This window comes from Pseudoxanthomonas sp. (genome assembly GCF_035999195.1).
Taxonomy (GTDB): Bacteria; Pseudomonadota; Gammaproteobacteria; order Xanthomonadales; family Xanthomonadaceae; genus Pseudoxanthomonas_A.
In genome coordinates this window covers 636,562-661,114 of the sequence record NZ_DASYGY010000004.1, presented here as the reverse complement: position 1 = coordinate 661,114, position 24,553 = coordinate 636,562, and the positions used below count along the sequence as shown (strand labels likewise).

Here is a 24,553-nt window from a genome sequence, read left to right as displayed (position 1 = left end):
TTCTAGTGTGTCTATTGTGCCGCCTCAACCCACCCTCAGGAGATTCCGCATGGCCAAGACCAAGTCCAAGCCCGCCAAGAAGACCAAGGCCCCCTCCGTAGCGGCTCCGCTCGCGGCGGCGCCCTCGGCACCGAACATCGATATCGGGATCAGCAGCGGCGAACGCAAGAAGATCGCCGACGGCCTGTCGCGCTTCCTGGCCGACAGCTACACGCTCTACCTGAAGACCCACAACTTCCACTGGAACATCACCGGCGCGATGTTCAACTCGCTGCACACGATGTTCGAGACCCAGTACACCGAGCAGTGGACGGCGCTGGACGAGATCGCCGAGCGCATCCGCGCGCTGGGCTTCAATGCGCCGGGTTCGTACCGCGAGTTCGTCAGCCTGACCTCGATCCCCGAGGAGCCGGGGCTGACCGACAGCGCCGACTGGCGCGAGATGGTGCGCCAGCTGGTGGTGGGCAACGAGGCGGTCTGCCGCACGGCCCGCAAAGTGCTGGACATCGCCGACGACGCCGACGATGCCCCGACCGAGGACCTGCTGACCCAGCGTCTGCAGACGCACGAGAAGTACGCGTGGATGCTGCGCTCGCTGCTGCAGTAATCGCGACGCTTGCGGTTCCCTCGAAACGCCCGGCTGGTCCGGGCGTTTTGCTGTCGGCCCTCTGAGCCCCTCTCCCCGCGGGAGAGGGGTTGGGGTGAGGGCCAACGGAGTCCATGTCTTCGATCCGCCCGTAGTCGACACCACATCCGCCATGACGTTTCGCTGGCCGCTCGGGCCCCTGAAGCCCCTCTCCCTGCGGCGACCGAAGGAAGTCCCCGTGGGAGAGAGGGGTTAGGGTGACGGCCAACGAAGTCCGTGCTTTCGCCCTGCGGTCGCGGCCACCAGATCCGCGACGGGCTCTGTTTTTGATGGCCTGACGGGAGGCGCTTTTTTCTCATTGAAGGTAGTGCCGCTCGCCGCGGCGGCATTCTTTCTTTGCTTGTGCAAAGAAAGAATCAAAGAAACACACCCCAGGCGGCACGCCCTCCGCGCTGCGCGCTCCGGGTCCGCGAGTGGTCCGGGATTTTCGTAAGGCACATCCATGTGTCATACGAAAACGCCGCCCATCCGGGGCGGCGCCCTTCGGGTTTTACCCGGCCCACTCACCGTGCCTCATGGGGACCCTGAAGCAAGCAAAGACAAACGCGGCGCTCGGACGCTTCTGCTTTTGCTCTTGGGCCCACTGAGGTCCGGCAGTCCCGGCGGGTACAACCCGCAGGGCGGCGCACAAGGATGTGCGCCGTTTTCGTACAGGGCAGGATGCCCTGCACGAAAATTCCCGCCGGGACTGCGCACCCGCCGCTTGCGGCGGGCGGACCGCCGGGGTGTGCTTTCTTTTGCTTACTTTTCTTTGCACAAGCAAAGAAAAGTAAGGCCTCCGCGGCGAGCGGCAGCATATGTCAGAGAAGAGGACCAATCCCGCAAGGCCAGGGACCCCAAAGCCATCGCGGATGTTGTGGCACCCCATGGAGAGCGAAGAAGCGGACTCCGTTACCCCTCACCCCGACCCCTCTCCCACAGGGAGAGGGGCTTGAGGCGGCCTGCTCGTATCAGGATGAACTCCTACCCCACTCCACACCGATTTCCGATCGCCCACCGCGCACTCGAAGCGGGCCGACACCCTTCACCGCGTTATCCTTGTCCCCATGTCGTCCCCCGCACTCGAAACCCTCCAGCGCGTCTTCGGTTACAACGCCTTCCGCGGTCACCAGCAGGCCATCGTCGAACACCTCGCCGCCGGCCACGATGCCCTGGTGCTCATGCCGACCGGCGCCGGCAAGTCCCTGTGCTACCAGGTGCCCGCGCTGCTGCGCGAGGGCACCGGCATCGTGGTCTCGCCGCTGATCGCGCTGATGCAGGACCAGGTGGATGCCCTGCGCCAGCTGGGCGTGCGTGCGGCGTTCCTGAATTCCTCGCTCGCGGCGGATGAGGCCCAGCAGGTCGAACAGGCCCTGCTGCGCGGCGAGTTGGACCTGCTGTACGTCGCCCCGGAGCGGCTGCTGACCGGGCGTTTCCTGTCGCTGCTGGACCGCAGCCGGATCGCCCTGTTCGCCATCGACGAAGCGCACTGCGTCTCCGCGTGGGGCCACGACTTCCGTCGCGAATACCTGGAACTGGCCCTGCTGCACGAACGCTGGCCGGACGTGCCGCGCATCGCGCTGACCGCGACCGCCGACCCGCCGACCCAGCGCGAGATCGCCGAGCGGCTGAACCTGGTCGAGGCCGAGAAGTTCGTCAGCTCGTTCGACCGGCCCAACATCCGCTACACCGTGGTGCAGAAGGACAACGCGCGCCACCAGTTGCGCGATTTCCTGCGCAATCGCCGCGGCGAGGCCGGCATCGTCTACTGCCTGTCGCGCAAGCGGGTGGAACAGTTCGCCGATTACCTGGCCGAGCAGGGCTTCAACGCCCTGCCCTACCACGCCGGCCTCGACGCCGGCGTGCGTGCGCACAACCAGCGCCGCTTCCTGCGCGAGGACGGCATCGTCATGGTCGCGACCATCGCCTTCGGCATGGGCATCGACAAGCCCGACGTGCGCTTCGTCGCGCACATGGACCTGCCCAAGTCGATGGAAGGGTATTACCAGGAGACCGGCCGCGCCGGCCGCGACGGCGAGGCCGCCGAAGCCTGGCTGTGCTACGGCCTGGGCGACGTGGTGCTGCTCAAGCAGATGATCGAACAGGGCGAGGCCGGCGAGGAGCGCAAGCGCCTGGAACGCCGCAAGCTGGACCAGCTGCTGGGCTACTGCGAGTCCACGCAATGCCGCCGGCAGGTGTTGCTGGCGGGCTTCGGCGAGACCTACCCGCACGACTGCGGCAACTGCGACAACTGCCTGAGCCCGGCCGAGACCTGGGATGCGACGGAAGCCGCGCAGAAGGCCCTGAGCTGCGTGTACCGCAGCGGCCAGCGCTTCGGCGTGAACCACGTGATCGACGTGCTGCGCGGCAGCGAGAGCGAACGCATCCGCCAGTGCGGGCACGACCACCTGACCACCTACGGCATCGGCAGGGACCTGGACGCCACGACGTGGCGCAGCGTGTTCCGCCAGTTGGTCGCTTGCGGGCTGCTGGAAGTCGAGGCCGAATTCGGCAGCCTGCGACTGACCGAGGGCAGTCGCGCCGTGCTGCGGGGCGAGCGCCGCCTGCAGTTGCGCAAGGAACAGCGCGAGCGGCGGGAACGCGACCGCGGCGCGCGCAGCGGCGTGCCGGTGCAGCCCGCCGACCTGCCGCGTTTCCAGGTGCTGCGCGACCTGCGCGCGCGACTGGCGCGCGAACAGAACGTGCCCGCCTACGTCATCTTCCACGACAGCACGCTGCGCAACATCGCCGAGCAGCAGCCTGCCACGCTGGACGACCTGGCGCGGGTCGGCGGCATCGGCGGCGCCAAGCTGGAGCGTTATGGCCAGCGCGTGCTGGAAGCGCTGGGCGCGGCGGGATGAAGTTCCCTGCCCGCAGGCATCCGTATCAGCCGACGTTCAATCCACGACTGTTACGTTGCCTGCGAGGTCCGCCAGCCGGTGGCCCGCCGCTCCGGGACTCCCCATGAAGACCCTGTCCGCCGCCTTGCTGGTCCTGCTGTCCACGGCGCCCGCGCTGGCGCAATCCACGGCGGAAGCCCTGGACCTCAGCCTGCCCGCATCCGCGACCCACGCGAAGGATCCGCCCGGCACCTGGTACGGCGACCGGCAGCCCGCGCGCGTGAAGGACACTGCATCGCCCGCGCCGGTCGATCCCTGCGTGTATTACGGCGATGACGACGGCGACGGCGTGTCCGGCAGCGTCACCACCGGCATCGGCTACAGCAAGGGCCATGGCCGCAGTACCTACAACTCGGCCAACCTCAATCTCTGCAAGACCACGTACGACGACGAGGGCAAGCCGCGTACGTTCAACTTCAACATCAACGTGGACCGTTACGACGGCCCCGGCGGGTATTACGGGCCCTATGGCGGCTACCCCGCCGGCCCGATGATGCGCGGCGCACCGCGCCAGTAACCCGCTCAGTCGCGGGTAGCGAGGCGTGCGACCAGCGCCACCGCCACCAGCAGCACGACCAGCAGCCCCAGTGCGGCCGACAGCGATGCAAGCCGGGCGATGAAGCCAAGCGCGGCCGGCCCCAGCAGTATCCCCGCATAGCCCATCGTGGTGACCGCCGCGACCGCCAGGTGCGTGGGCATGGCGTGCTGGCGGCCGGCGGCGGAGAACATCACCGGCACCACGTTCGCCGCACCGGCACCGACCAGCGCGAAGCCGGCCAGCCCCGCGAGCGGTGACGGCACCAGGATCGCCACCGCGAAGCCCGCCGCCGCGATCAACGCACCGCCCAGCACCACACGGAACGCCCCCAGCGCCTGCACGATGCGGTCGCCGGTCAGGCGGCCGAGCGTCATCGTCACCGCGAAGGCGACGTAACCGAAACCGGCCGTGGCCGGATCGGCGTTGCGCACGGAGCTGAGGAAGACCGCGCTCCAGTCCAGCACCGCGCCTTCGGACAGGAACATCGCGAAGCACACGGCGCCGATCAGCAGCACGCGCCCACGCGGCAGCACGAACGCCGGATGATCGGCCTCGCCACCGTAGGTCAGCAGGCCACCACGCGACACAGCCAGCAGCAGCGACGCGATGATCGCCGTCGTGCCGATCGCCAGCAGCGGCGACGCGCCCAGCGCCAGCGCGGCCGCCACGCCGCCGGCACCGGCGATGCCGCCCACGCTGTACATGCCGTGGAAGCCGGACATCATCGCCCGACCGCTGGCGCGCTCGACGATCACGGCCTGCACGTTCACCACCACGTCCAGCACGCCCAGGCTCGCGCCGAACACCGCCAGCACCAGTGCCATGGCAGGCACGCCGGGCGCGAGCATCAGCGCCGGCATGCACACGCACAGGGCCGCGCCGGCGACCAGCAGCGTGCGCCGGCAACCGAAGCGCGCGGCCAGGCCACCGGCCAGCGGCATCATCAGCACCGAGCCCACGCCCAGGCACAGCAGCATCAGCCCCAGCTGCCCGTCATCCAGTAGCAGCCGGCGCTTGGCGAACGGAATCAGCGGCGCCCAGGCCGAGACGGCGCAACCGGCGATGAAGAAGACGATCCGGGTGGCCACCGCCTCGCGCCGGCCGGGCATGGCGGGATCGGACGGGACCGAAGGCACAGCCGTCATGCGGTATCAGGGCGCCCGGAGTTCGAACGTCACCGCGTCGCCGACCGCACTGGATGGCGCGACCCACAGATCGAACAGGCCCGGCTCGGCGATCGGGCGATTGTCCACGCCGTGGAATTCCAGATCGGCGCGCGTCAGGGCGAACTCGACCTCCTGCGACTCGCCGGCGGCCAGCGCGATCTTGCGGAAGCGCTTCAGCTCGCGCACCGGACGCACACGGCTGGCGGTGCGGTCGCGCAGGTACAGCTGCACGACCTCCTCGCCTGCCCGCGTGCCGACGTTGGCGATGCGCGTGCGGATGGTCAGCGTGTCGTCCCAGCCCAGCGTCTGCGTATCGAGCTGCGGCACGCCGTAGTCGAAACGGGTGTACGACAGGCCATGGCCGAACGGATACAGCGCGGCGTGGCTGACTTCGCGCCAGCGCGTCTGGAAGAAGCGCGGCGTGCCCGGCACGTTGGGACGGCCGGTGGCCGGATGGTTGTAGAAGTACGGCTGCTGGCCGGCGTCCTGCGGGAAGCTCACCGGCAGGCGCGCGGACGGGTTGTAGTCGCCGAACACGACGTCGGCGATGGCCGGTCCGGTCTGCGTACCCAGGAACCAGCCCACCAGGATCGCCTGCGCGTCGCGCACCGCGCCTTCCAGCGCCAGCGCGCGGCCATTGCGCAGCACCACGACGATCGGCGTACCGGTGGCGGCGACCGCCTCGGCCAGCGCCTGCTGCGCGGCGGGCAGCACGATCTGCGTGCGCGACTGCGCCTCGCCGGAGAACTCGTGCGGCTCGCCCACCGCGAGCAGCACCACATCGGCATCGCGTGCCGCTGCGACGGCGGCGTCTATACCGCCGTCGATGGCCTCCTCGATCCCGCTGCCCGGCACGACCACCAGCGCGGAAGGGTCGTCCAGCGCGGCGCGCACGCCGGTTTCGACATCCACCATGCGGGAGGCGTCGCCGAAGATGTTCCAGCAGCCGCCGAGGTTGGCGGTGTCCTGCGCGAAGGGACCGATCAGCGCGATGCGCTGGCCGGCCTTCTTCAACGGCAGCAGGTCGCCGTCGTTCTTCAGCAGCACGATCGAGCGGCGCGCGCAGTCGCGCGCCAGCGCGTCGTGCGCCGGAAGGTGCGACTGATCGGCTTCGCGTCCGGCGTCGAGGCAGCGATACGGATCGTCGAACAGGCCGACCGCGGCCTTCACGTGCAGCACGCGGCGCACGGCTTCGTCCACCTCGTCCATCGTCAGCCGGCCCTCCTCGACCAGCGTGGCGACATGGCCGGCGTAGATGCCGCTCTGCAGGCTCATGTCCAGGCCGGCCGACAGCGCCTTCTGCGCCGCGTCGGCTTCGTCGCTGGCGTAGCCGTGCGCGATCAGCTCCAGGTCGGAGGTGTAGTCGGAGACGACGAAGCCCTCGAACTTCCACTCGCCGCGCAGGATGTCGGTCAGCAGTTCGCGGTTGGCCGAGGCCGGCACGCCGTTGATGTCGTTGAACGAACTCATCAGCGTCAGCGCACCAGCGCCGATGGCCGCCTTGAACGGCGGCAGGTGCACGTCGCGCAGCGTCTGCGGCGCCATGTCCACGAAGTTGTAGTCCAGTCCCGCCGAGATCGCGCCGTAGGCGGCGAAGTGCTTGGGCGTGGTCAGCAGCGAATCCGGCGCGGTCAGGTCGTCGCCCTGGAAGCCGCGCACACGGGCAGCGGCGAACTCGCACGACAGGTGCACGTCCTCGCCCGAAGTCTCCGCGACGCGGCCCCAGCGCTGGTCGCGCGCGATATCGACCATCGGCGCGAACGTCCATTGGATGCCGGCGGCGGTGGCTTCCTTCGCGGTGGCGCGCGCGGTGCGCTCGGCCAGGTCGGGCTCGAAGCTGGCGGCTTCGCCCAGCGGGATCGGGAACACGGTGCGCATGCCGTGGATGACGTCGGCGCCCAGCAGCAGCGGAATACCGAGCCGGCTCTCCTCCACCGCGATGCGCTGCGCCTCGCGACCCTCCGCCGCGCCCACGCCGTTGAACAGCGCACCGACGCGACCGGCGCGGATCTGCTCGCGGACCTGCTCGGCATCGCGGGCGAAGGTCTCCGGATTCACGTCGAAGGCGAACGGCCGCAGTGCGTCGGCGAAGGCACCGAGCTGGCCGATCTTCTCCTCCAGCGTCATCTCGGCGATCAGGCCTTCGATCCTTCGCTGATGCGGCATGTAGGCGGTCCTCCCAGGAACGCAGGTGTCACGGGAGCGACATTATGAAAACGTTTACAGGTCGGGTCAAACCCTGTGCGGCGGGCTTTCCGGCCGCAGGCCGGCCGCGTGGACGCGGCTCATCCGGCCATGCCGGAATGACGCAGCAGCGCGTCGATCCGGGGCGCACGCCCACGGAACGCTCGGAAGTTCTCCGCCGCCGACCGGCTGCCGCCGCGGGCCAGCACCTCGTGCCGGAAACGCGCGCCGGTGTCGGCCACCTGCGCCGGGGCCTCCTCGAAGGCCGCATAGGCGTCCGCGCTGAGCACTTCGGCCCATTTGTAGCTGTAGTACCCGGCCCCGTAACCGCCGGCGAAGATGTGGCTGAACTGGTGCGGGAAGCGGTTGAACGCGGGCGGGATGTTGACGGCCACCTCGGCGCGTACGCGGTCCAGCAGCGCCAGCACGCCGTCCTGCGCCGCGTCGAAGCCGCTGTGCAGCAGCATGTCGAACAGCCCGAACTCGAGCTGGCGCACGGTCGCCATGCCGCTCTGGTAGTTCTTCGCCGCCACCATGCGATCGAACAGTTCCCGCGGCAGCGGCTCGCCGGTCTCCACGTGCGCGGTCATCGCCCGCACGCGTTCCCATTCCCAGCAGAAGTTCTCCATGAACTGGCTGGGCAGCTCCACCGCATCCCATTCCACGCCGTTGATGCCGGCCACGCCCAGTTCGCCGACCTGGGTCAGCAGCTGGTGCAGGCCATGGCCCATTTCATGGAACAGCGTGGTCACGTCGCTGTGGCTGAAGGTGGCCGGCTTGCCGTCCTGGCCCTTGCCGAAGTTGCACACCAGGTACACCAGCGGGGTCTGCGTGCCGCGCGCGGTATCGCGGCGGTTGCGGCAGTCATCCATCCACGCACCGCCGCGCTTGCCCTCGCGCGCATACAGGTCGAGATAGAACTGCCCAACCAGTGCGCCGTCGCCATCCACCAGCCGATAGAAGCGGACGTCGGGATGCCAGGTGGGCGCTTCGTCCTGTTCCACGCGCAGGCCGTACAGGTCGCCGATCACGCCGAACAGGCCGGCCAGCACCGCCGCCTCGGTGAAGTACTGCTTCACCTCCTGCGCGGAGAAGCTGTAGCGCGCCTGCTTCAGCTTCTCGCTGGCGTAGGCCAGGTCCCACGCTTCCAGCGTCTCCAGCCCGAGCTGCTCACGGGCGAAGGTTTCCAGTTCCTCGCGGTCGCGCTGCGCATGCGGTTTGGCGCGCGCGGCGAGGTCGCGCAGGAACGCGAGTACCTCGTCCGGCGTATCGGTCATCTTGGTGGCCAGCGAGTAGTCGGCATAGCTGGCGAAGCCGAGCAATGCGGCGAGTTCAGCACGCAGGGCGAGGATGCGGTCGATCAGCGCGGAGTTGTCGAGCGCCTCGTTGTCGGCGAGTTCGGACGCGCGCACCGCATTGGCGTGGTACAGCGTCTCGCGCAGCGCGCGGTCGTCCGCATACGCCTGCACCGGCAGGTAGCACGGCATCTGCAGTGTGAACTTCCAGCCCGGCTCGTCGTCGGCCTTGGCCGCCGCGCGCGCCGCCGACACCACGTCGGCCGGCAGGCCCCCGAGGTGCTGCTTGTCCTTGATCCAGAACTCGTACTCGTCGGTGGCATCCAGCACGTTCTGCGAGAACCTGGCCGACAGGCTCGCCAGTTCTTCCTTCACGGCCGCGAAGCGCGCCTTCTGCCCGTCGGGCAACTCGGCACCGCCGAGGCGGAAATCGCGCAGGGCGTTGTCCAGCACCTTGCGGCGTGCGTCGTCGTACTGCGCGGCTTCCGCCGCATCGGCCAATGCGCGGTACTGTCTGTACAGCGCCAGATTCTGGCCCAGCGCGCTCCAGAAGCGCGTCACCTTGGGCAACTGGGCGTTGTAGGCGCTGCGCAATGCAGGCGTGTTGGTCACCGCTTCCAGATGGACCACCTGGTTCCAGGCGCGCGCCAGGCGCTCGGTGGCGTCGTCCAGCGGCACGACGAAGGTCTCCCACGTCACCGGCGCCACGGTTTCCGCCGTCTTCACGGCCGCCTCGGCCTCGGCGAGCAACCGGTCGATGGCGGGCGCGATGTGCTCGGGGCGGATGGCATCGAAATGCGGCAGTCCGGAGAAGTCGAGCAGCGGATTGGTCATGGGCGTGCCTCGTTCGGAAAGGGGTTCAGTTCGGCCAGTCGGCCTGGGTCAGCGGCGGGAGGCCGCGCCCGGCCACCGCCGTGGCGATGGCGTCGTCGCTTTCCACGATGGGGATGCCGCGCTGCAGATACCAGTCCCGGTTGTAGTAGCTGTGTGCGTAGCGTTCACCGCTGTCGCACAGGATGCTGACGATGGAACCGGATTCGCCGGCCTCGCGCATGCGCGAGGCCGCCGCCAGGATGCCGACGAAGTTGGTGCCGGTGGATCCGCCCACGCGTCGCCCCAGTACCGCACTGACGTGACGCATGGCCGCCAGGCTCAGCGCATCCGGCACCTTCACCATCGCGTCGATGCAGGCGGGGATGAAACTGGGCTCGCAGTGCGGCCGGCCGATGCCTTCGATGCCCGAGCCGCGTGCGCAGGTCAGCGTGGTGTCGTCGCAGCCGTCGCAGGCGCCGCGATACTGGTCGAAGAACACCGAGTGCTCCGGATCGGCGCACAGCACCCGCGTCGGATGGCGGCGATAGCGCACGTAGCGCCCCAGCGTGGCGCTGGTCCCGCCGGTGCCGGGGCTGCAGACGATCCACGCCGGCACGGGATGCGGTTCGGCCTCCATCTGCTTGAAGATCGATTCGGCGATGTTGTTGTTCGCCCGCCAGTCGGTGGCGCGCTCGGCATAGGTGAACTGGTCCATGAAGTGGCCGCCGCTTTCCTGCGCCAGCCGCCGCGAGACTTCGTTGATCTCCGCCGCCTGCTCGACCAGGTGGCAACGCCCACCCTGGAACTGGATGGCCGCGATCTTGTCGGGCGAGGTGGACGACGGCATCACGGCGATGAAGGGCAGACCGAGCAGGCGCGCGAAGTACGCCTCGGATACGGCCGTCGAACCGCTGGACGCCTCGATGACCGGCGCGCCCTCGCGCAGCCAGCCATTGGCCAGCGAGTACAGGAACAGCGAGCGCGCCAGCCGGTGCTTCAGGCTGCCGGTCGGATGGCTGGATTCGTCCTTGAGGTAGACATCGATGCCGGGAAAGCCGGGCAGCGGCAGCGGGATCAGGTGGGTGTCGGCGGACCGGTTGAAGTCCGCTTCGATGCGCTGGATCGCCTGCGCCGTCCAGTCACGCGCTGCCGTGGTCACTCGTGGGATTCCCTGCCGGGCGCCGACGCGAACGCGGCGCAGTGATGGCGCGTCGTCGGGATGTGCGTGGTGGGCCGTGAAGGATTCGAACCTTCGACCAAAAGATTAAAAGTCTTCTGCTCTACCGACTGAGCTAACGGCCCGGAAACGCATCCCGGCCTTGCGCCGGGGTGTGCATTCTAGCGCATCGTCCGCGAGGGGGCGAAATCCGCCCGGCTCACGCGTAGTGCGTGGGATCCGGCACGCCGGCATCGGCGAAGCCGGCAGCGCGCAGGCGGCAGGCATCGCAGTGTCCGCAGGCGCGGCCCTGCTCGTCGGCGCGATAGCAGGACACGGTCTGGGCGAAGTCCACGCCCAGGCGCACGCCCTCGCGCACGATGTCGGCCTTGCTCATGCGCAGCAGCGGCGCGTGGATGCGCAGGCCCGCGCCTTCCACGCCGGCCTTGGTCGCCACGTTGGCCAGCCGCTCGAACGCCTCGATGAATTCGGGCCGGCAATCCGGATACCCCGAATAGTCCACCGCGTTGACGCCGCAGAAGATGTCGCTGGCGCCCAGCACTTCCGCCCAGCCCAGCGCCACCGACAGCATGATGGTGTTGCGCGCCGGCACGTAGGTCACCGGGATGCCCGGGCCGCCGGCTTCCGGCACGTCGATATCGTCGGTCAGCGCCGAGCCGCCGATGCTGCGCAGGTCCACGTGCACGGTCTTGTGCGCGGCGACGCCGAGCGTGGCGGCCACGCGCGCGGCGGCGTCGAGTTCGGAGGTGTGGCGCTGGCCATAACGCACGCTCAATGCATGCACCGCGAAACCCTGCTCACGGGCGATGGCGACGACGACGGCGGAGTCCATGCCACCGGAAAGAAGGACAACGGCGTTTTTCATTGGATGGTCGTGATTCGTGATTCGTGATTCGTGATTCGGGTTCCGGCCAATGAAGACCGATTTTCCGAATCACGAATCACCAATGACCAATCACTGCCTCACCTCCCCGGCTCGTCGTTCCACAGCAGCTTGTGCAGCTGCATCTGGAAGCGCACCGGCAGGCGGTCCTCGACGATCCAGTCCGCCAGTTCGCGCGGCGACAGGTCGGACTTGCTGGGCGAGAACAGCACGTCGCAGCGTTCGGCCAGCCGGTGTTCGGCGACCATGCCGCGTGCCCACTCGTAGTCGGCGCGGCCGCAGAGCACGAACTTCACCTGGTCCCGCGCGGTGAGCAGCGGCAGGTTTTCCAGCCGGTTGCGCGCCATTTCCTTCGAGTCGGGCGTCTTCAGGTCCACCACGCGCGACACGCGCGGGTCGACGTCGGCGATGTCGAGCGCACCGGAGGTTTCGAGCGAGACGTCGAGCCCGGCGTCGCAGAGCTTCCTCAACAGCAGCAGGCAGCGCTTCTGCGCCAGCGGTTCACCGCCGGTCACGCAGACATGGCGCACGCCATGGCGGACCACCTCGGCGACGATGTCGTCGATCTCGCGCCACTCGCCGCCGTGGAAGGCGTAGGCGGTGTCGCAGTACTGGCAGCGCAGCGGGCAGCCGGTCAGGCGGACGAAGACCGTGGGCCAGCCGACCGTGTTCGCCTCGCCCTGCAGGGACAGGAAGATTTCGGTGATCTTGAGGCGTTCCAGCGGGGACTGGACGATCTCGCTGGGGCGGGCGGCGTCGTTCATGGGGTGCGCATGATACGCCCTGCCGGCCCGGCGCCTCCGCTACGGAGCGCCGGACGTCCTGGACTCAGCGCAGGCGGCCGAGCTGGATGGCGCGCAGGCGGTCGTCGGCGGTGCGGGCGACATCGGTGCCGGGGTACTTGGCGATGACCTCGCCCAGCGTGCGCTCGGCCTCCGGCAGCTTGCCCAGGCCGTAGTCGCACAGGCCGATCTTCAGCAGCGCCCCGGGCGCCTTGTCGTGGGTCGGATACTGCGCCAGCAGCGCGCGGAACTGGTCCGCGGCCAGCGCGTAATTCTGGGTGACGTAATAGCTCTCGCCCAGCCAGTACAGCGCATTGGGCGCGTACACGCCGCTGGGATAGAGCTGGAGGAAACTGGTGAACAGCTGCGCGGCATCGGCGTAATCGCCGGCCTTGAGCTTGTCGAAGGCCACGTTGTACGCGGTGCGCTCGTCGCCGGCGGCGGACAGGGCGCCCATGTCGCCGTGGACTGCTGGCGGACGTTCGTCCGCTGCGGCCGCCACGACGGGCGCCGGCACGGTGGCCGGCGCGGCGACGGGGGCATTGCCCAGCGGCGGTGCAGCGGCCGGAGCCGGGGCCGTGCCACCTTCCAGGCGGTTGAGGCGACCATCCAGGTCGAGGTACTGGTCGCGGCCGCGCTGCTTGAGCTGCTCGTTCTCGTTCTGCAGCTGCTCGAGCTGCGCGCGCAGCTCACGCAGTTCCGCTTCCTGCTGGGTGACGCGGTTGAGCAGGTCCAGGTTCTGCTGCGGGTTATTGGCTTTCGCTTCCAACGCGGCCACGCGATCAGCCAGGCTGACGCGCTGCGCGTGCGCGGGAGCGGCGGCCACGAGGGCCGCCGCGAGAACCAGCAGGTACGTCTTCTTCGCGATCATCGTGACGATGTCGGCTTACTTCGCCGTGTAGACGATCTCGACGCGACGGTTCTGCGACCAGGACGCTTCGTCCGAGCCGGTGGCGACCGGACGCTCTTCGCCGTAGCTGACCACGGTCAGCTGGCTGGCCGAACCGCCGTTGGCCTGCAGGGCCGAATTCACGGCGTTGCCGCGACGCTCGCCCAGGCCGAGGTTGTACTCGCGGCTGCCGCGCTCGTCGGCATGGCCTTCCAGCGTGATGCGCGAGGACGGACGGTCGCGCAGGTACTTGGCATGGCAACCCATGATGGCCTGGAACTCCGGCTTCAGGGCGTCCTGGTCGAGGTCGAAGTAGACCACGCGCTGGCGCAGGCAGGCATCGGTGTCGAGGTCGCCCGGACCGTACATGCCCGAGGTGGTCGGACCGGTCGGGGTGGTCGGCGCGGTGGTGGTGGTGTCAGCCGGCGGGGTCGGCTTGACGTCCTTCTTGCAGCCCGCCAGCACGGCGACGGACATCAGGGACAGCATCAGAACACGGGTGGTGTTGTTCATGGTCATTCCTTGCGTCATTGGAACAGGGGAGACAGGTGGAGCGAGGGGTCACATTGTAGACAGAAACTTAACGGGCGGTACGGTAGGGCGACCATGCCGGCTCGCGCACGTCGGCGTTGGCCACGACCAGGCGCTGGCGGACGCGCGCATCGGCCGAGACGGCGTACAGCACGCCCCGCCCGCCTTCGCGGGCGGCGTATAGCACCATGCTGGCATTGGGGGCGAAACTCGGCGACTCGTCCAGCGAGCCCGGCGACAGCGAGGTCCACCGGGCGCCGCCCAGGCTGCTGTCCATCAGGGCGATGCGGTAATTGTTGCCGCTGCCCTGCACCACCGCGATCTTCTTGCCGTCGAACGACACGCTGGCGGTGGCGTTGTAGTTGCCCTCGAAGGTCACCCGGCTGGCGCTGCCACCGGCGGCCGGCACGCGGTAGATCTGCGGGCGGCCGCCGCGGTCGGAGGTGAAGTAGATCGTGCCGCCGTCCGCACTCCAGACCGGCTCGGTGTCGATCGCGGAGGTGTTGGTCAGCTGGCGCAGCGAGCGGCTGCCCAGGTCCATGACGTAGATCTCAGGGTTGCCGCTGCGCGACAGGGTCAGCGCGAGCTGGCGGCCGTCGGGCGAGAACGCGGGCGCACCGTTGATGCCGCGGAAGCTGGCGACCTTCTCGCGTGCCCCGGTCGAGATGTCCTGGATGTAGATGGCCGAGTTGCCGCCCTCGAAGCTGACGTAGGCCAGCTTGCGGCCATCCGGACTCCACGACGGCGACAGCAGCGGCTCGGCCGAGCGCACCACGGTCTGCGGGTTGAAGCCATCGGAATCGGCGACCATCAGCGCATACCGCGTGGCCTTGCCGGTGCCGGCGGCGGTGATGTAGGCGATGCGGGTCCAGAACGCGCCGCGCACGCCGAGGATCTTCTCGTAGATGGCATCGGCCATCTGGTGGGCGACATCGCGCAGCGCGTTGGAGCGGGCGGTCATCGCCAGGCCGAGCATGCGTTCCTGCTTGGCCACGTCGAACAGCTCGTACTCCACCCGGTAGCCGCCATCGCCGGCATCGACCACGCGGCCGACCACGATGTAGTCCTGCCGCAACGCCTGCCAGGTGGGGTACTGGATCTCACCGCCGCGCGTCGGGCGCTCGGTGATGCGGGCTTCGGGCAGCGTACGGAACGCGCCGGAGCGCTCCAGGTCGGCACGGACCACGGCGGAGACATCGGTCGGCGGGGTGCCGGCACTGCCCTGGTAGGGCATCGGCACGATGGCGATCGGCAGCGCCGACGCGTTGCCGCCGATGATGTCGATTTCCAGGCCCTGTTGTTGGGCCGAGGCCAGGACCGGGGCGAGGGTGAACAGGAGCAGGGCAAACCAGCGCAGCGGTTTCTTCATGGGCAACGGCTCTGGAGTTGAACGGGGCGGCAAAGGGATACCAGCCCGCGCGTGAACGTTTTAACAATTGTGAACGGAAGCCGGCGAAACGCGATGTGAAATCAGCGGTCCCGCGCCTCGAAATTCAGGGTGAGAGTGCGGGCGAACACCGGCTCGAACCCCCGATACGGCAGGGGACGCGCCTTGAGCACCGCGCGTTCGATCGAGTCCTGGCCGGCCGCATCCATGGCGCAGCCCGGCTGCACTTCGGCACTGACCACGTCGCCGCCCGGCAACTGGCGGATCACCACGCGGCAGCGGGTGCCGACGGGCACGGATTCCGGTCGCGTCCATTGGCGCAGCACCGCCTCCTGGATGGCGGCGGCATAGCGGCCCCGCAGGTCTTCGTCGGTGCCGCCGGCGCCGGCCGGTCCGGCAGGCGCGCCGTACTGGGCCTGGTTGGCCGATGCCGCCGCCTGGCGCGCACGCGCATCCGCGAGCTGGCGCAGCTTCTGCTCGGCCAGTTGCTGCTCACGCTGCGCCTGGGCACGCTGGCGACGGATGTCCTCCAGCCGCTTCTTGTCGGCCTCCGCCTTCTGCGCGGCCTCGGCGGCGATGCGCTTCTGCCGGTCTTCTTCCTGCTGGGCGGCCAGCCGGCGCTGCTGCTCGGCCTGCTCCTGCCGCTTGCGTTCGGTCAGGTCGATCTGTTCCTGGCGACGCTTGGCCTCCTGTTCCTGCAGCGCCTTTTCCTGCGAGATGGCCTCGCGACGCGCTTCGTCCTGGTCGACCTCGTCCGGGACGGGAATGCGCTCCTGTGCCTGGGCCTGGCGTTCGACCGGAGCGTCCTGCGGCGCCGGCTCGGGGATTGGCTGGGGCGGCGGGATGGTGTCTTCAGGCGCCGGCTCCTGCACGGGCTCGGGCATCGGCGGCGGCTGGAAATCGAGCGCCCGTTCGACCGCGCGCGCATCGGAAGACGACACGTCGAGCGTGGCCTCCATCGATTGCGAGCCTGCGGCATTCAGGCGCTCGCGGTCCCACTTGAAGTACGGCGACACCAGCAGCACCACGAGCAGCAGCACGTGCAGGCCGATGGCCCACGCGACCGCCCGGCCCAGCCCGTCGTCCTGCGTCGGCGTCTGTCGCTGGAAGGCTTCAGCGTGCATGGCGCGTTACTGCTTGGTCCACAGCACGACGTTGGTGACCTTGGCCTTCTTCAGCGCCTCGGTGGCGTCGATCACCCGCTGGTACGGCGCATCCGCGTCGCCTGCGAGCAACACGCGCAATTCGTTGCCCTGCTCGGCCTTGATCGGCGCCAGCATGGCCTCGAGCTGCGCCGCGTCGACGGTGCGCGGCGCCTTGTCGCCGGGCAGCTGCAGGCCCAGCCGGCCATCCGGGTAGGCGACGACGATGATCGGGTCGTTCTTGGTTTCCACGGCCTTGGCCGTGGACGACGGCAGCTTCACGTCCACGCTCAGCGTGAGCAGCGGCGCGGTCACCATGAAGATGATCAGCAGCACCAGCATCACGTCGATGTAAGGCACGACGTTGATCTCGGATTTCAGCTTGCGCCGCTTGCGGTGGACGATGCTTCCGGCCATGGTGGGCTCCGCTTACTCGGCCGCGTTCTGGCGCTGCAGGATGGAACTGAACTCCTCGGCGAAGCTCTCGTAGCGCACGGCCAGCCGCTCGACGCGGGTGGTGAAGCGGTTGTAGGCCCACACAGCGGGAATCGCCACGAACAGGCCGATGGCGGTGGCGAACAGGGCCTCCGAAATACCCGGCGCCACCGCGGCGATGCCCGCCTGCTCGCCGCTGTTGAGCATGTCGTGCATGGTCACCATGATGCCGAACACCGTGCCGACCAGGCCCACGTAGGGCGCGGTGGAGCCGATGTTGGCCAGCAGTTCCAGGTTGCGTTCCAGCTGGTCGACCTCGCGCGTGTAGGTCACGCGCATCGCGCGCTGGGCGCCTTCCAGCTGCGCGCGGCCATCGAGACCACGCTTGTCGCGCAGTCGGGTGAATTCGCGGAAGCCGGCTTCGAAAATGGCTTCCAGTCCGGTGACCACGCGGTTGCGGTCGGCGGCGCCGGCGTAGAGCTTGTGCAGCTCGGCGCCCGACCAGAAGCGACCCTCGAACTCGTCGGCATCGCGGTTGGCATTCTTGAAGACGCGACCCTTGCGGAAAATGATCACCCAGCTGATCAGCGACCCGGCCAGCAGCAGCAGCACGATCAACTGCACCGGCAGGCTGGCCTTGAGCATCAGGTCGATGTAGTTGATGCCGCTGTGCACGGTGGCGGCCGAGGCCTCGGCGGCGGCAGCGGCGGCCTCCGGCGGCAGCGCCTCCGTCACGACTTCCTGGAAGGCCAGCAGCGTTGCGATCATCCGTCGTTCCTCGTCTTTCGGTTCGTGTTGCGTATCGGGTCAGTGCTGGCGCGGATGCTCGAGCCGGCGGAATGCTTCGTACAACGTCTCGGGCAACCCGACGGGTCTGAATCCGGACGCGCTCAGCGCGGCCACCTTCACCTCGGCGGTCAGCAGGACTTCGCCGTCCCGTTCGATGGACTGGGCGAAGACCACGCTGGCCCGCTTGCACTGGTGGATGCGCGCGCTGACGTGCAGCAGATCGTCCAACCGGGCGGGGCGCAGGAAATCCAGACGCATCGCGCGGACGGCGAACACCAGGTCGTGGGTCTGGCGCAGCCGCTCCTGGGCGTAGCCCTGGGCCCGCAGCCATTCGGTGCGGGTCCGTTCCAGGAAAGCGACGTATTGCGCGTGGTACACCACGCCACCGGCGTCGGTATCTTCCCAATAGACGCGTGTCGGAAAGATGAACGGCGCCGCATCCCCGGCGATCGTCTTCGATTCAGTCGTCAAAGCGCGCACTCCCGCACGTTGTGATGCATACCAACCGGAAACCAGTGGCGCTCAGAAGAGATCGCCCGACGCGTCGTTCGCGTCCGGCACCCTGCCCTTCGGCGTCAGTCCGAGGTGCAGGTAGGCCTTACGGGTCGCCATGCGGCCACGCGCGGTACGGATCAGGAAGCCCTGCTGGATCAGATAAGGCTCGATCACGTCTTCCAGCGTGCCGCGCTCCTCGCTGAGCGCCGCCGCCAGCGACTCCACGCCGACCGGCCCGCCGTCGAAGCTGTCGATGATGGTGCGCAGCATGCGGCGGTCCAGTTCGTCGAAGCCTTCGGGGTCGACCTTGAGCATCTGCATCGCCGCACGCGCGACCTCGACGTCGATGTGCCCGTCGGCCTTGACCTGGGCGTAGTCGCGCACACGCCGCAGCAGGCGGTTGGCGATGCGCGGCGTGCCGCGGGCGCGGCGCGCGATCTCGGCGGCGCCCTCCGGCACGCAGTCCATGCCCAGGATGCGCGCCGAGCGCTGCACGATGCGGGTCAGCTCTTCGGGCGAGTAGAACTCGAGCCGCTGCACGATGCCGAAGCGGTCGCGCAGCGGCGCGGTCAGCAGGCCGGCGCGGGTGGTGGCGCCGATCAGGGTGAACGGCGGCAGGTCCAGCTTGATCGACCGCGCGGCCGGGCCCTCGCCGATCATGATGTCGATCTGGAAATCCTCCATCGCCGGGTACAGCACTTCCTCGACCACCGGCGACAGGCGATGGATCTCGTCTACGAACAGTACGTCGTGCGGCTGCAGGTTGGTCAGCAGCGCGGCCAGGTCGCCGGCCTTCTCGATCACCGGACCGGAGGTGACGCGCAGGTTCACGCCCAGCTCGTTGGCGATCACGTGGCTCAGCGTGGTCTTGCCCAGGCCCGGCGGTCCGAAGATCAGCACGTGGTCGAGCGCTTCGCCGCGTCCCTTCGCCGCCTGGATATAGATGTCCAGCTGCTCGCGCACCGGCTTCTGGCCCAGGTATTCGTCCAGCCGCTTGGGCCGGATGCTGGCCTCGATGGCGTCGTCTTCGCGCGTGGCGGAGGAAGTGATGATGCGGTCGGCGGTCATGCGGCCATTATGACGGACGGATCCGTCCCGCGACCCTTCGATCAGGCCGCCACGTTGCCACTCGTGCCCGACCTGCGGGTCAGCCGGCGGTACGACACGTGCCACAACCACTCGAGCGGCCCCCGCTTCCAGCGCCGCTGCCATATGTGGCAGAACAGCATCACGCAGGCCGCGACCAGCAGGTAGATTCCCACGGTGGCCGACACCGCCCAGGCATCCGGCACGCGTCGCGCCAGCCCCAGACCCCAGTCGTAGCAGAGCGCCGACGCAAGCAGGTTCTGCAGCACATATCCGGTCAGGGCCATGCGACCCACCTCGGCAAGGCGGCGCCCCCCTACACCCGGCTGCGGACGGTGGTGGAAGGCCTCAGCCACCGCGGCGAGCAGGCCCATCGCGACGATCGGCGCCGTGCCGTAGCGACCGGCCATGATGCCGGCGTCGCCGCCGAACACGCCCAGCGCCATGTCGAGGGGCCATGCGATGCCCAGCCCCATCCCCATCAGCCAGCGGCGCAGGCGCGCACCGCGCGCCTCGAACACGCCCGCGTCGAGCAGCCGCGCACCCAGCAGGAACAACGCCACGCTCATCGGCGCGATGAAGAACATCTCTTCGCGGAACAGCCAGACATTGTCGATGCGCGAGCGCACCATGTCCCACCAGCCCGTCGACGCGACAGCGGTCACTCCACTCGAGATGTCGCCACCGAAGATCGCCAGTGCCAGCACGATCAGGCCCAGAAGCAGGAAATGCACAGCGGCGGCAGCCGCCAGCCAGGCAGTCCTGCCACGGCTTCCCAGACGCAGCATGAAGGCCACGACCACCGAGGTGAGTGCATAGCCCATCAGCACGTCGAACTCGACCACGAACAGATAGTTCAGCACGCCATCGACGAACAGCAACGCTGCGCGCACCAGGTAAGGACCCGGCCAGCGGATGCCGGCCGCGATCGCCGATCGCTGCTGCAGGGCGATGCCCATGCCGAACATCAGCGCCAGCAGGCCGAGGAACTTGCCCTGGGTCAGCTGCTGCAGCGCCAGCGTGCCCCAGTGCATGCCGTCCGACTGGCCCCAGCCGGTCTCCAGGTAACCAAGCAGGCCGCCCGGGTACATGAAGATCCAGATGTTGGTACCCAGCGTGCCGAGGATGGCGATGCCCCGCAGCACGTCGAGCACGGTCAGGCGGTCATGCGGCAGCATCCTGCGTCCTTGCGTGGGCGAGAGCCGAGTTTACGGCCGATCCCGCGCCTTTCCGCGCGGTCAGATCTCGACCTGCGCGCCCAGTTCCACCAGCCGGTTGCCGGGAATGCGGAAGAACCCGGTCGCCGGCGCGGCATTGCGGTGCATCGCGGCGAACAGCTTGTCGCGCCAGAACGGCATGCCGCCCTGGCGCCGCGCGACCACGGTTTCGCGGCTGGCGAAGTACGTGGTTTCCATCGGATCGAAGTACACGCCTCCCTGATCGCAGGAGCTCATCAGCGCCTGCGGCACATCCGGCGTTTCGGCGAAGCCATAGCTGATGACCACGCGGTAGAAGTCGTCGCCGATCGGATCGATCTTCAGCCGCTTCTTCTTCGGCGCATACGGCACGGTCAGCGTCTCGACCGTCAGGAACACGTTGCGCTCGTGCAGCACCTTGTTGTGCTTGAGGTTGTGCAGCAGCGCGTGCGGCACCACGCCCTTGTCGGCGGTCAGGAAGATCGCCGTGCCGGGCACGCGCACCGGCGGCGCCAGCATCAGGCCGGGCAGGAATGTATCGAGCCGGATGCCTTCCTTCTGCACTTCGCCATGCAGCAGTTCGCGGCCGCGGCGCCAGGTACGCATCATGGTGAAGGCGGAAATGCCGATGAACAGCGGCACCCAGGCACCGATACCGGTCAGCAGTTTCGCCCCGTTGGCGAACAGGAACGCCAAGTCGATCAGCAGGAACACCGCGCACAACGGCAACACCCACTTGCGCGAGTCGGGCCAGCGCGTATACGCCACGATCGCCAGCAGCAGCGTGTCGATCAGCATGGTGCCGGTCACCGACAGGCCGTAGGCCGTGGCCAGCGCCCCGGAACTCTGGAAGCTCAGCACCAGCACGATCACCGCCAGATACAGCACCAGGTTGACCGACGGCACGTAGATCTGGCCGATGGTGTCCTTGGAGGTGTACTTGATGTGCAGGCGCGGCAGATAGCCGAGCTGGATGGCCTGACGCGTCACGGAGAACGCGCCGGTGATCACGGCCTGCGAGGCCACTGCAGCGGCGGTCGTGGCCAGCACCAGCATCGGGATCTGCGCCCAGTCCGGAATGGACAGATAGAAGGGATTGGCCACCGCTTCGGGATGGCGCAGCAGCACGGCGCCCTGGCCGTAGTAGTTCAGTACCAGCGCGGGCAGCACGAAGCCGAACCAGCCCCAGCGGATCGGACGCTTGCCGAAATGCCCCATGTCCGCGTACAGCGCCTCGCCGCCGGTCACGGTCAGCACCACCGCGCCCAGGATCAGTACTGCATGCCAGTCGTGGGTGGTGAAGAAGTGCCACGCCCAGTACGGATTGAGCGCCGCGAGTACCGACGGATTGTGGGCGATGTTGTACAGCCCGAACCCGGCCAGCACGATGAACCAGGTGATCATCACCGGACCGAAGGCCTTGCCGACCTTGGCCGTCCCGAAGCGCTGGAAGGCGAACAGGCCGGTCAGGATCAGCAGGCTGATCGGCACCACCCATTGCTTGAAGACGGGCGACACCACCTCCAGTCCTTCGACCGCGCCCAGCACCGTGATCGGCGGCGTGATCATGCCGTCGCCGAAGAACAGGGCCGCGCCGAAGATGCCCAGGATGCCCACCGTGTAGCTCATGCGCGAGCCCTTGGCCAGGCTGCGCTGGGCCAGCGCGGTGAGCGCCATGATGCCGCCCTCGCCTTCGTTGTCGGCGCGCATGATCACGATGACGTACTTGAGCGTCACCACCAGCAGCAGCGACCAGAAGCCCAGCGACAGGAGACCACGCACGGTGTCCGGATCCGGCGTCAGGCCGAAGTGCGGGTGGAACATCTCCTTGATCGTGTACAGCGGGCTGGTGCCGATGTCGCCGAACACCACGCCGACCGCGCCAGCCACCAGCGCGACCATGCCTGCCTGCGAATGACCGTGCGGGCCGGCGCTGCCGGACTCGGCGGGGGAAGGATGTGGGGTGGACATGGCGGCCGGCAGGGTAGCGCTGGGAAAGTGAAGGGATGCTCTAGGACGAGGACGACGGTCAGCGCAGCGCGGCCTGCAGGGCCTTGCGGATGATCGTCGCGGCATCGTCGCCGGGCGCGGTGGCGTCGCGCGCCATCCGCGTGGCTTCGGCCGGCTTGTAACCCAGCTGTTGCAGGGCGATGGTGGCTTCGGACTGCGGATCGGCCGGCAGCGCGGTGATGCCGCCCACGCCGGTGCCCATCAGGTCGGCCGCGCGGTCGCGCAGTTCCACCACCATGCGCTCGGCGGTCTTCTTGCCGATGCCGGGGATGCGCGTCAGCGCGGTGATGTCGCCGGCCTGCACCATGCGCGCGAACTCGTCCACGCTGGCGCCGGACAGCACGGCCAGCGCGATCTTCGCGCCGATGCCGGTGACCTTCTGCACGTCGCGGAACAGCCGCCGCTCGCCCTCGCGCAGGAAACCGTACAGCGACACGCTGTCTTCCTTCTGCGCATAGTGGGTGAACAGCAGCACCTCGCGACCGACATCCGGCAGGTCGTAGAACGTGCTCATCGGCGCTTCCAGTTCGTAGCCCACGCCACCCACGTCGATCACCAGCCAGGGCGGCGACTTGTACGCTAGGATGCCGCGCAGACGTCCGATCATGGAAAAGCTCCTGCGTTTCCCTTCTCCCACCGGGAGAAGGTGGCGCAACGCGCCGGATGAGGGCCGAGCCGAGTTCGCAGCGGCGAACAGCGGAACGCGGCCAACGACACGGATCGGGTGCCATCCAGACTCCGGCTGCCCTCTCCCCAACCCCTCTCCCGCCGGGAGAGGGGCTCGCTCTGCGGCCGCCGCCCCATCATTTCCTGCTCCAGGCCAGTTGCGACCCCACACCCAGTCGTTTGGCGGTGGCGCGTACATGCGCGTGGGTGATGGCGACGGCCAGTGCGTCGGCGGCATCGGCCTGCAGTTTGCCCTGCAGGCTGAGCAGCAGGCCGACCATGTGCTGTATCTGCGCCTTCTCGGCGCTGCCGCGGCCCACCACGGCCAGCTTCACTTCGGTGGCGGCGTACTCGTGCACCGGCAGGTCGCGCAGCACCACCGCGCTGATGGCGGCGCCCCGCGCCTGCCCCAGCTTCAGTGCCGAATCCGGATTGCGGGCCATGAACACTCTTTCGATCGCCACTTCGTCAGGTGCCCACGTGGCGATGATCTCACCCAGCCCGTCCAGCAAACGACGCAACCGCAACGGAAAGTCGCCCTCGCCCAGCAGCACCAGCGGTGCGTGGTAGACATGCGTGGTCTTGCCCGCCGCGTCGACATCGATGATGCCGATGCCGGTGCGCTGCGAACCAGGATCGATGCCGAGGATGCGGGTCATGGGAGCCGGGATTGGGGATTCGAGATTCGGGATTCGAAACCGGCGGACGCGGAACTCGACGCCAGGGCCAGGGGAGAACGCTGTTGCGAATCTCCAATCCCGAATCCCCAATCCCATCCGTCAGGCATACGCATCCGCGCCCAGGTCGGTGTTGGAATAGACGTTCTGCACGTCGTCCAGGTCTTCCAGCATGTCCAGCAGCTTCTTCACCTGCAGGGCCGTCTCGCCCTCGACGCGGATGTCGTTGTCGGCGCGATAGGTGGTCTCGGCATGGTCCGGCGCCAGGCCGGCGGCGGTCATCGCGTCCTTCACCGCCTGGAAGGCGTCGGGCGTGGTGACGACATCGATCGACCCATCGTCCGGATACACCACGATGTCGTCGGCGCCCGCCTCGATGGCGGCTTCGGTGATCTTCTCTTCGTCGGCGCCGGGCGCGTAGCTCAGCACGCCGAGGCGCTTGAACATGAAGGCCACCGAGCCTTCGGTACCCATGTTGCCGCCGTGCTTGCCGAAGGCGTGGCGCACTTCGGCCACGGTGCGCACGCGGTTGTCGGTCAGGCAGTCGACGATCACCGCGACGCCGCCGGGCGCATAGCCTTCGTAGCGGATCTCCTCGAACACCACGCCTTCCAGCTCACCGGTCGCCTTCTTGATGGCGCGCTCGATTACGTCCTTCGACATGTTCGCCGACAGGCCCTTGTCCACCGCCGCGCGCAGGCGGGGGTTGTTGGCCGGCTCGCCACCGCCGGCGCGGGCCGCCACGCCGATCTCGCGGATGATCTTGGTGAAGATCTTGCCGCGCTTGGCGTCGGTGGCGTTCTTGCGGGCTTCGATCGACGGGCCTCTGCCCATGGGGGATTCCGGAGTGCACTGACAAGGGCGCGGATTATACGCGCCCGCATGCA

At 68.4% G+C, this 24,553-nt stretch carries 22 protein-coding genes and 1 tRNA gene; 3 read left to right on the top strand and 20 right to left on the bottom strand.

The features are described from left to right. Positions 1-49 precede the first annotated feature (49 nt). The 3 genes from VGN58_RS03750 (at position 50) to VGN58_RS03740 (ending at position 4,042) form a co-directional block, all read left to right on the top strand. Complete coding sequence (locus tag VGN58_RS03750; protein ID WP_327481761.1) at positions 50-607, top strand: Dps family protein; 558 nt, start codon at positions 50-52, stop codon at positions 605-607. Between the two features lie 1,085 nt (positions 608-1,692). Then, positions 1,693-3,486 carry a DNA helicase RecQ gene (gene recQ / locus VGN58_RS03745; RefSeq protein ID WP_327481759.1) on the top strand — a complete coding sequence of 598 codons (1,794 nt, stop codon included), beginning with the start codon at positions 1,693-1,695 and terminating at the stop codon, positions 3,484-3,486. Positions 3,487-3,589: 103 nt separating this feature from the next. Further along, a complete protein-coding gene (locus VGN58_RS03740) occupies positions 3,590-4,042 on the top strand; it encodes a hypothetical protein (protein WP_327481757.1) in 453 nt (150 codons plus the stop codon). Between the two features lie 5 nt (positions 4,043-4,047). On the opposite strand, the gene VGN58_RS03735 is transcribed toward VGN58_RS03740, so the two are convergent. From VGN58_RS03735 to VGN58_RS03640, 20 genes are all read right to left on the bottom strand, one after another. Further along, the gene (locus VGN58_RS03735) at positions 4,048-5,208 is read right to left on the bottom strand and encodes an MFS transporter (protein WP_327481755.1); all 1,161 of its coding nucleotides are present in this window, start codon (positions 5,206-5,208) and stop codon (positions 4,048-4,050) included. A gap of 6 nt (positions 5,209-5,214) precedes the next feature. After that, positions 5,215-7,395, bottom strand: coding sequence for a beta-glucosidase BglX (gene bglX / locus VGN58_RS03730; protein WP_327481753.1), 2,181 nt, complete (start codon positions 7,393-7,395; stop codon positions 5,215-5,217). Positions 7,396-7,514: 119 nt separating this feature from the next. Continuing rightward, positions 7,515-9,542 carry a M3 family metallopeptidase gene (locus tag VGN58_RS03725; protein ID WP_327481751.1) on the bottom strand — a complete coding sequence of 676 codons (2,028 nt, stop codon included), beginning with the start codon at positions 9,540-9,542 and terminating at the stop codon, positions 7,515-7,517. A 25-nt stretch (positions 9,543-9,567) separates the two neighbouring features. After that, on the bottom strand, positions 9,568-10,680 hold the full coding sequence (locus tag VGN58_RS03720) for a PLP-dependent cysteine synthase family protein (RefSeq protein WP_327481749.1): 1,113 nt from the start codon (positions 10,678-10,680) through the stop codon (positions 9,568-9,570). A 67-nt stretch (positions 10,681-10,747) separates the two neighbouring features. After that, positions 10,748-10,823, bottom strand: a tRNA-Lys gene (locus VGN58_RS03715). Positions 10,824-10,897: 74 nt separating this feature from the next. Beyond that, on the bottom strand, positions 10,898-11,563 hold the full coding sequence (gene queC, locus VGN58_RS03710) for a 7-cyano-7-deazaguanine synthase QueC (RefSeq protein WP_327481747.1): 666 nt from the start codon (positions 11,561-11,563) through the stop codon (positions 10,898-10,900). Positions 11,564-11,661: 98 nt separating this feature from the next. Next, positions 11,662-12,345, bottom strand: coding sequence for a 7-carboxy-7-deazaguanine synthase QueE (gene queE / locus VGN58_RS03705; protein WP_327481745.1), 684 nt, complete (start codon positions 12,343-12,345; stop codon positions 11,662-11,664). A gap of 64 nt (positions 12,346-12,409) precedes the next feature. Further along, complete coding sequence (gene ybgF / locus VGN58_RS03700) at positions 12,410-13,234, bottom strand: tol-pal system protein YbgF (protein WP_327481743.1); 825 nt, start codon at positions 13,232-13,234, stop codon at positions 12,410-12,412. Between the two features lie 15 nt (positions 13,235-13,249). Then, positions 13,250-13,765, bottom strand: a complete 516-nt coding sequence (gene pal / locus VGN58_RS03695; protein WP_327481741.1) for a peptidoglycan-associated lipoprotein Pal — start codon at positions 13,763-13,765, stop codon at positions 13,250-13,252. A gap of 67 nt (positions 13,766-13,832) precedes the next feature. Then, positions 13,833-15,152, bottom strand: coding sequence for a Tol-Pal system beta propeller repeat protein TolB (gene tolB / locus VGN58_RS03690; protein WP_327481739.1), 1,320 nt, complete (start codon positions 15,150-15,152; stop codon positions 13,833-13,835). 101 nt (positions 15,153-15,253) lie between these two features. Continuing rightward, complete coding sequence (gene tolA, locus VGN58_RS03685) at positions 15,254-16,294, bottom strand: cell envelope integrity protein TolA (protein WP_327481737.1); 1,041 nt, start codon at positions 16,292-16,294, stop codon at positions 15,254-15,256. 6 nt (positions 16,295-16,300) lie between these two features. Further along, entirely contained in the window at positions 16,301-16,729 is a 429-nt protein-coding gene (locus VGN58_RS03680) for an ExbD/TolR family protein (protein ID WP_296279778.1), read from the bottom strand. Between the two features lie 12 nt (positions 16,730-16,741). Further along, positions 16,742-17,515, bottom strand: coding sequence for a protein TolQ (gene tolQ / locus VGN58_RS03675; RefSeq protein WP_327481731.1), 774 nt, complete (start codon positions 17,513-17,515; stop codon positions 16,742-16,744). 39 nt (positions 17,516-17,554) lie between these two features. Then, a complete protein-coding gene (gene ybgC, locus VGN58_RS03670; protein WP_327481729.1) occupies positions 17,555-18,007 on the bottom strand; it encodes a tol-pal system-associated acyl-CoA thioesterase in 453 nt (150 codons plus the stop codon). A gap of 51 nt (positions 18,008-18,058) precedes the next feature. Then, complete coding sequence (gene ruvB / locus VGN58_RS03665) at positions 18,059-19,099, bottom strand: Holliday junction branch migration DNA helicase RuvB (protein WP_327481727.1); 1,041 nt, start codon at positions 19,097-19,099, stop codon at positions 18,059-18,061. A gap of 41 nt (positions 19,100-19,140) precedes the next feature. Continuing rightward, positions 19,141-20,295: a DUF418 domain-containing protein gene (locus tag VGN58_RS03660; protein WP_327481725.1), complete on the bottom strand. Its 1,155-nt coding sequence runs from the start codon at positions 20,293-20,295 to the stop codon at positions 19,141-19,143. 60 nt (positions 20,296-20,355) lie between these two features. Next, on the bottom strand, positions 20,356-22,284 hold the full coding sequence (locus tag VGN58_RS03655; RefSeq protein ID WP_414710734.1) for a potassium transporter Kup: 1,929 nt from the start codon (positions 22,282-22,284) through the stop codon (positions 20,356-20,358). 58 nt (positions 22,285-22,342) lie between these two features. Then, complete coding sequence (gene ruvA / locus VGN58_RS03650; protein WP_327481723.1) at positions 22,343-22,930, bottom strand: Holliday junction branch migration protein RuvA; 588 nt, start codon at positions 22,928-22,930, stop codon at positions 22,343-22,345. 196 nt (positions 22,931-23,126) lie between these two features. Then, entirely contained in the window at positions 23,127-23,648 is a 522-nt protein-coding gene (gene ruvC / locus VGN58_RS03645; protein ID WP_327481721.1) for a crossover junction endodeoxyribonuclease RuvC, read from the bottom strand. 120 nt (positions 23,649-23,768) lie between these two features. Then, entirely contained in the window at positions 23,769-24,500 is a 732-nt protein-coding gene (locus VGN58_RS03640; RefSeq protein ID WP_327481719.1) for a YebC/PmpR family DNA-binding transcriptional regulator, read from the bottom strand. Between the last annotated feature and the right edge of the window lie 53 nt (positions 24,501-24,553).

Coding starts and splice junctions, on each gene's coding strand:
- VGN58_RS03750 (WP_327481761.1), top strand. CDS start 50: ATGGCCAAGACCAAGTCCAAGCCCGCCAAGAAGACCAAGGCCCCCTCC.
- recQ (WP_327481759.1), top strand. CDS start 1,693: ATGTCGTCCCCCGCACTCGAAACCCTCCAGCGCGTCTTCGGTTACAAC.
- VGN58_RS03740 (WP_327481757.1), top strand. CDS start 3,590: ATGAAGACCCTGTCCGCCGCCTTGCTGGTCCTGCTGTCCACGGCGCCC.
- VGN58_RS03735 (WP_327481755.1), bottom strand. CDS start 5,208: ATGACGGCTGTGCCTTCGGTCCCGTCCGATCCCGCCATGCCCGGCCGG.
- bglX (WP_327481753.1), bottom strand. CDS start 7,395: ATGCCGCATCAGCGAAGGATCGAAGGCCTGATCGCCGAGATGACGCTG.
- VGN58_RS03725 (WP_327481751.1), bottom strand. CDS start 9,542: ATGACCAATCCGCTGCTCGACTTCTCCGGACTGCCGCATTTCGATGCC.
- queC (WP_327481747.1), bottom strand. CDS start 11,563: ATGAAAAACGCCGTTGTCCTTCTTTCCGGTGGCATGGACTCCGCCGTC.
- queE (WP_327481745.1), bottom strand. CDS start 12,345: ATGAACGACGCCGCCCGCCCCAGCGAGATCGTCCAGTCCCCGCTGGAA.
- ybgF (WP_327481743.1), bottom strand. CDS start 13,234: ATGATCGCGAAGAAGACGTACCTGCTGGTTCTCGCGGCGGCCCTCGTG.
- pal (WP_327481741.1), bottom strand. CDS start 13,765: ATGAACAACACCACCCGTGTTCTGATGCTGTCCCTGATGTCCGTCGCC.
- tolB (WP_327481739.1), bottom strand. CDS start 15,152: ATGAAGAAACCGCTGCGCTGGTTTGCCCTGCTCCTGTTCACCCTCGCC.
- tolA (WP_327481737.1), bottom strand. CDS start 16,294: ATGCACGCTGAAGCCTTCCAGCGACAGACGCCGACGCAGGACGACGGG.
- VGN58_RS03680 (WP_296279778.1), bottom strand. CDS start 16,729: ATGGCCGGAAGCATCGTCCACCGCAAGCGGCGCAAGCTGAAATCCGAG.
- tolQ (WP_327481731.1), bottom strand. CDS start 17,515: ATGATCGCAACGCTGCTGGCCTTCCAGGAAGTCGTGACGGAGGCGCTG.
- ruvB (WP_327481727.1), bottom strand. CDS start 19,099: ATGACCGCCGACCGCATCATCACTTCCTCCGCCACGCGCGAAGACGAC.
- VGN58_RS03660 (WP_327481725.1), bottom strand. CDS start 20,295: ATGCTGCCGCATGACCGCCTGACCGTGCTCGACGTGCTGCGGGGCATC.
- VGN58_RS03655 (WP_414710734.1), bottom strand. CDS start 22,284: ATGTCCACCCCACATCCTTCCCCCGCCGAGTCCGGCAGCGCCGGCCCG.
- ruvA (WP_327481723.1), bottom strand. CDS start 22,930: ATGATCGGACGTCTGCGCGGCATCCTAGCGTACAAGTCGCCGCCCTGG.
- ruvC (WP_327481721.1), bottom strand. CDS start 23,648: ATGACCCGCATCCTCGGCATCGATCCTGGTTCGCAGCGCACCGGCATC.
- VGN58_RS03640 (WP_327481719.1), bottom strand. CDS start 24,500: ATGGGCAGAGGCCCGTCGATCGAAGCCCGCAAGAACGCCACCGACGCC.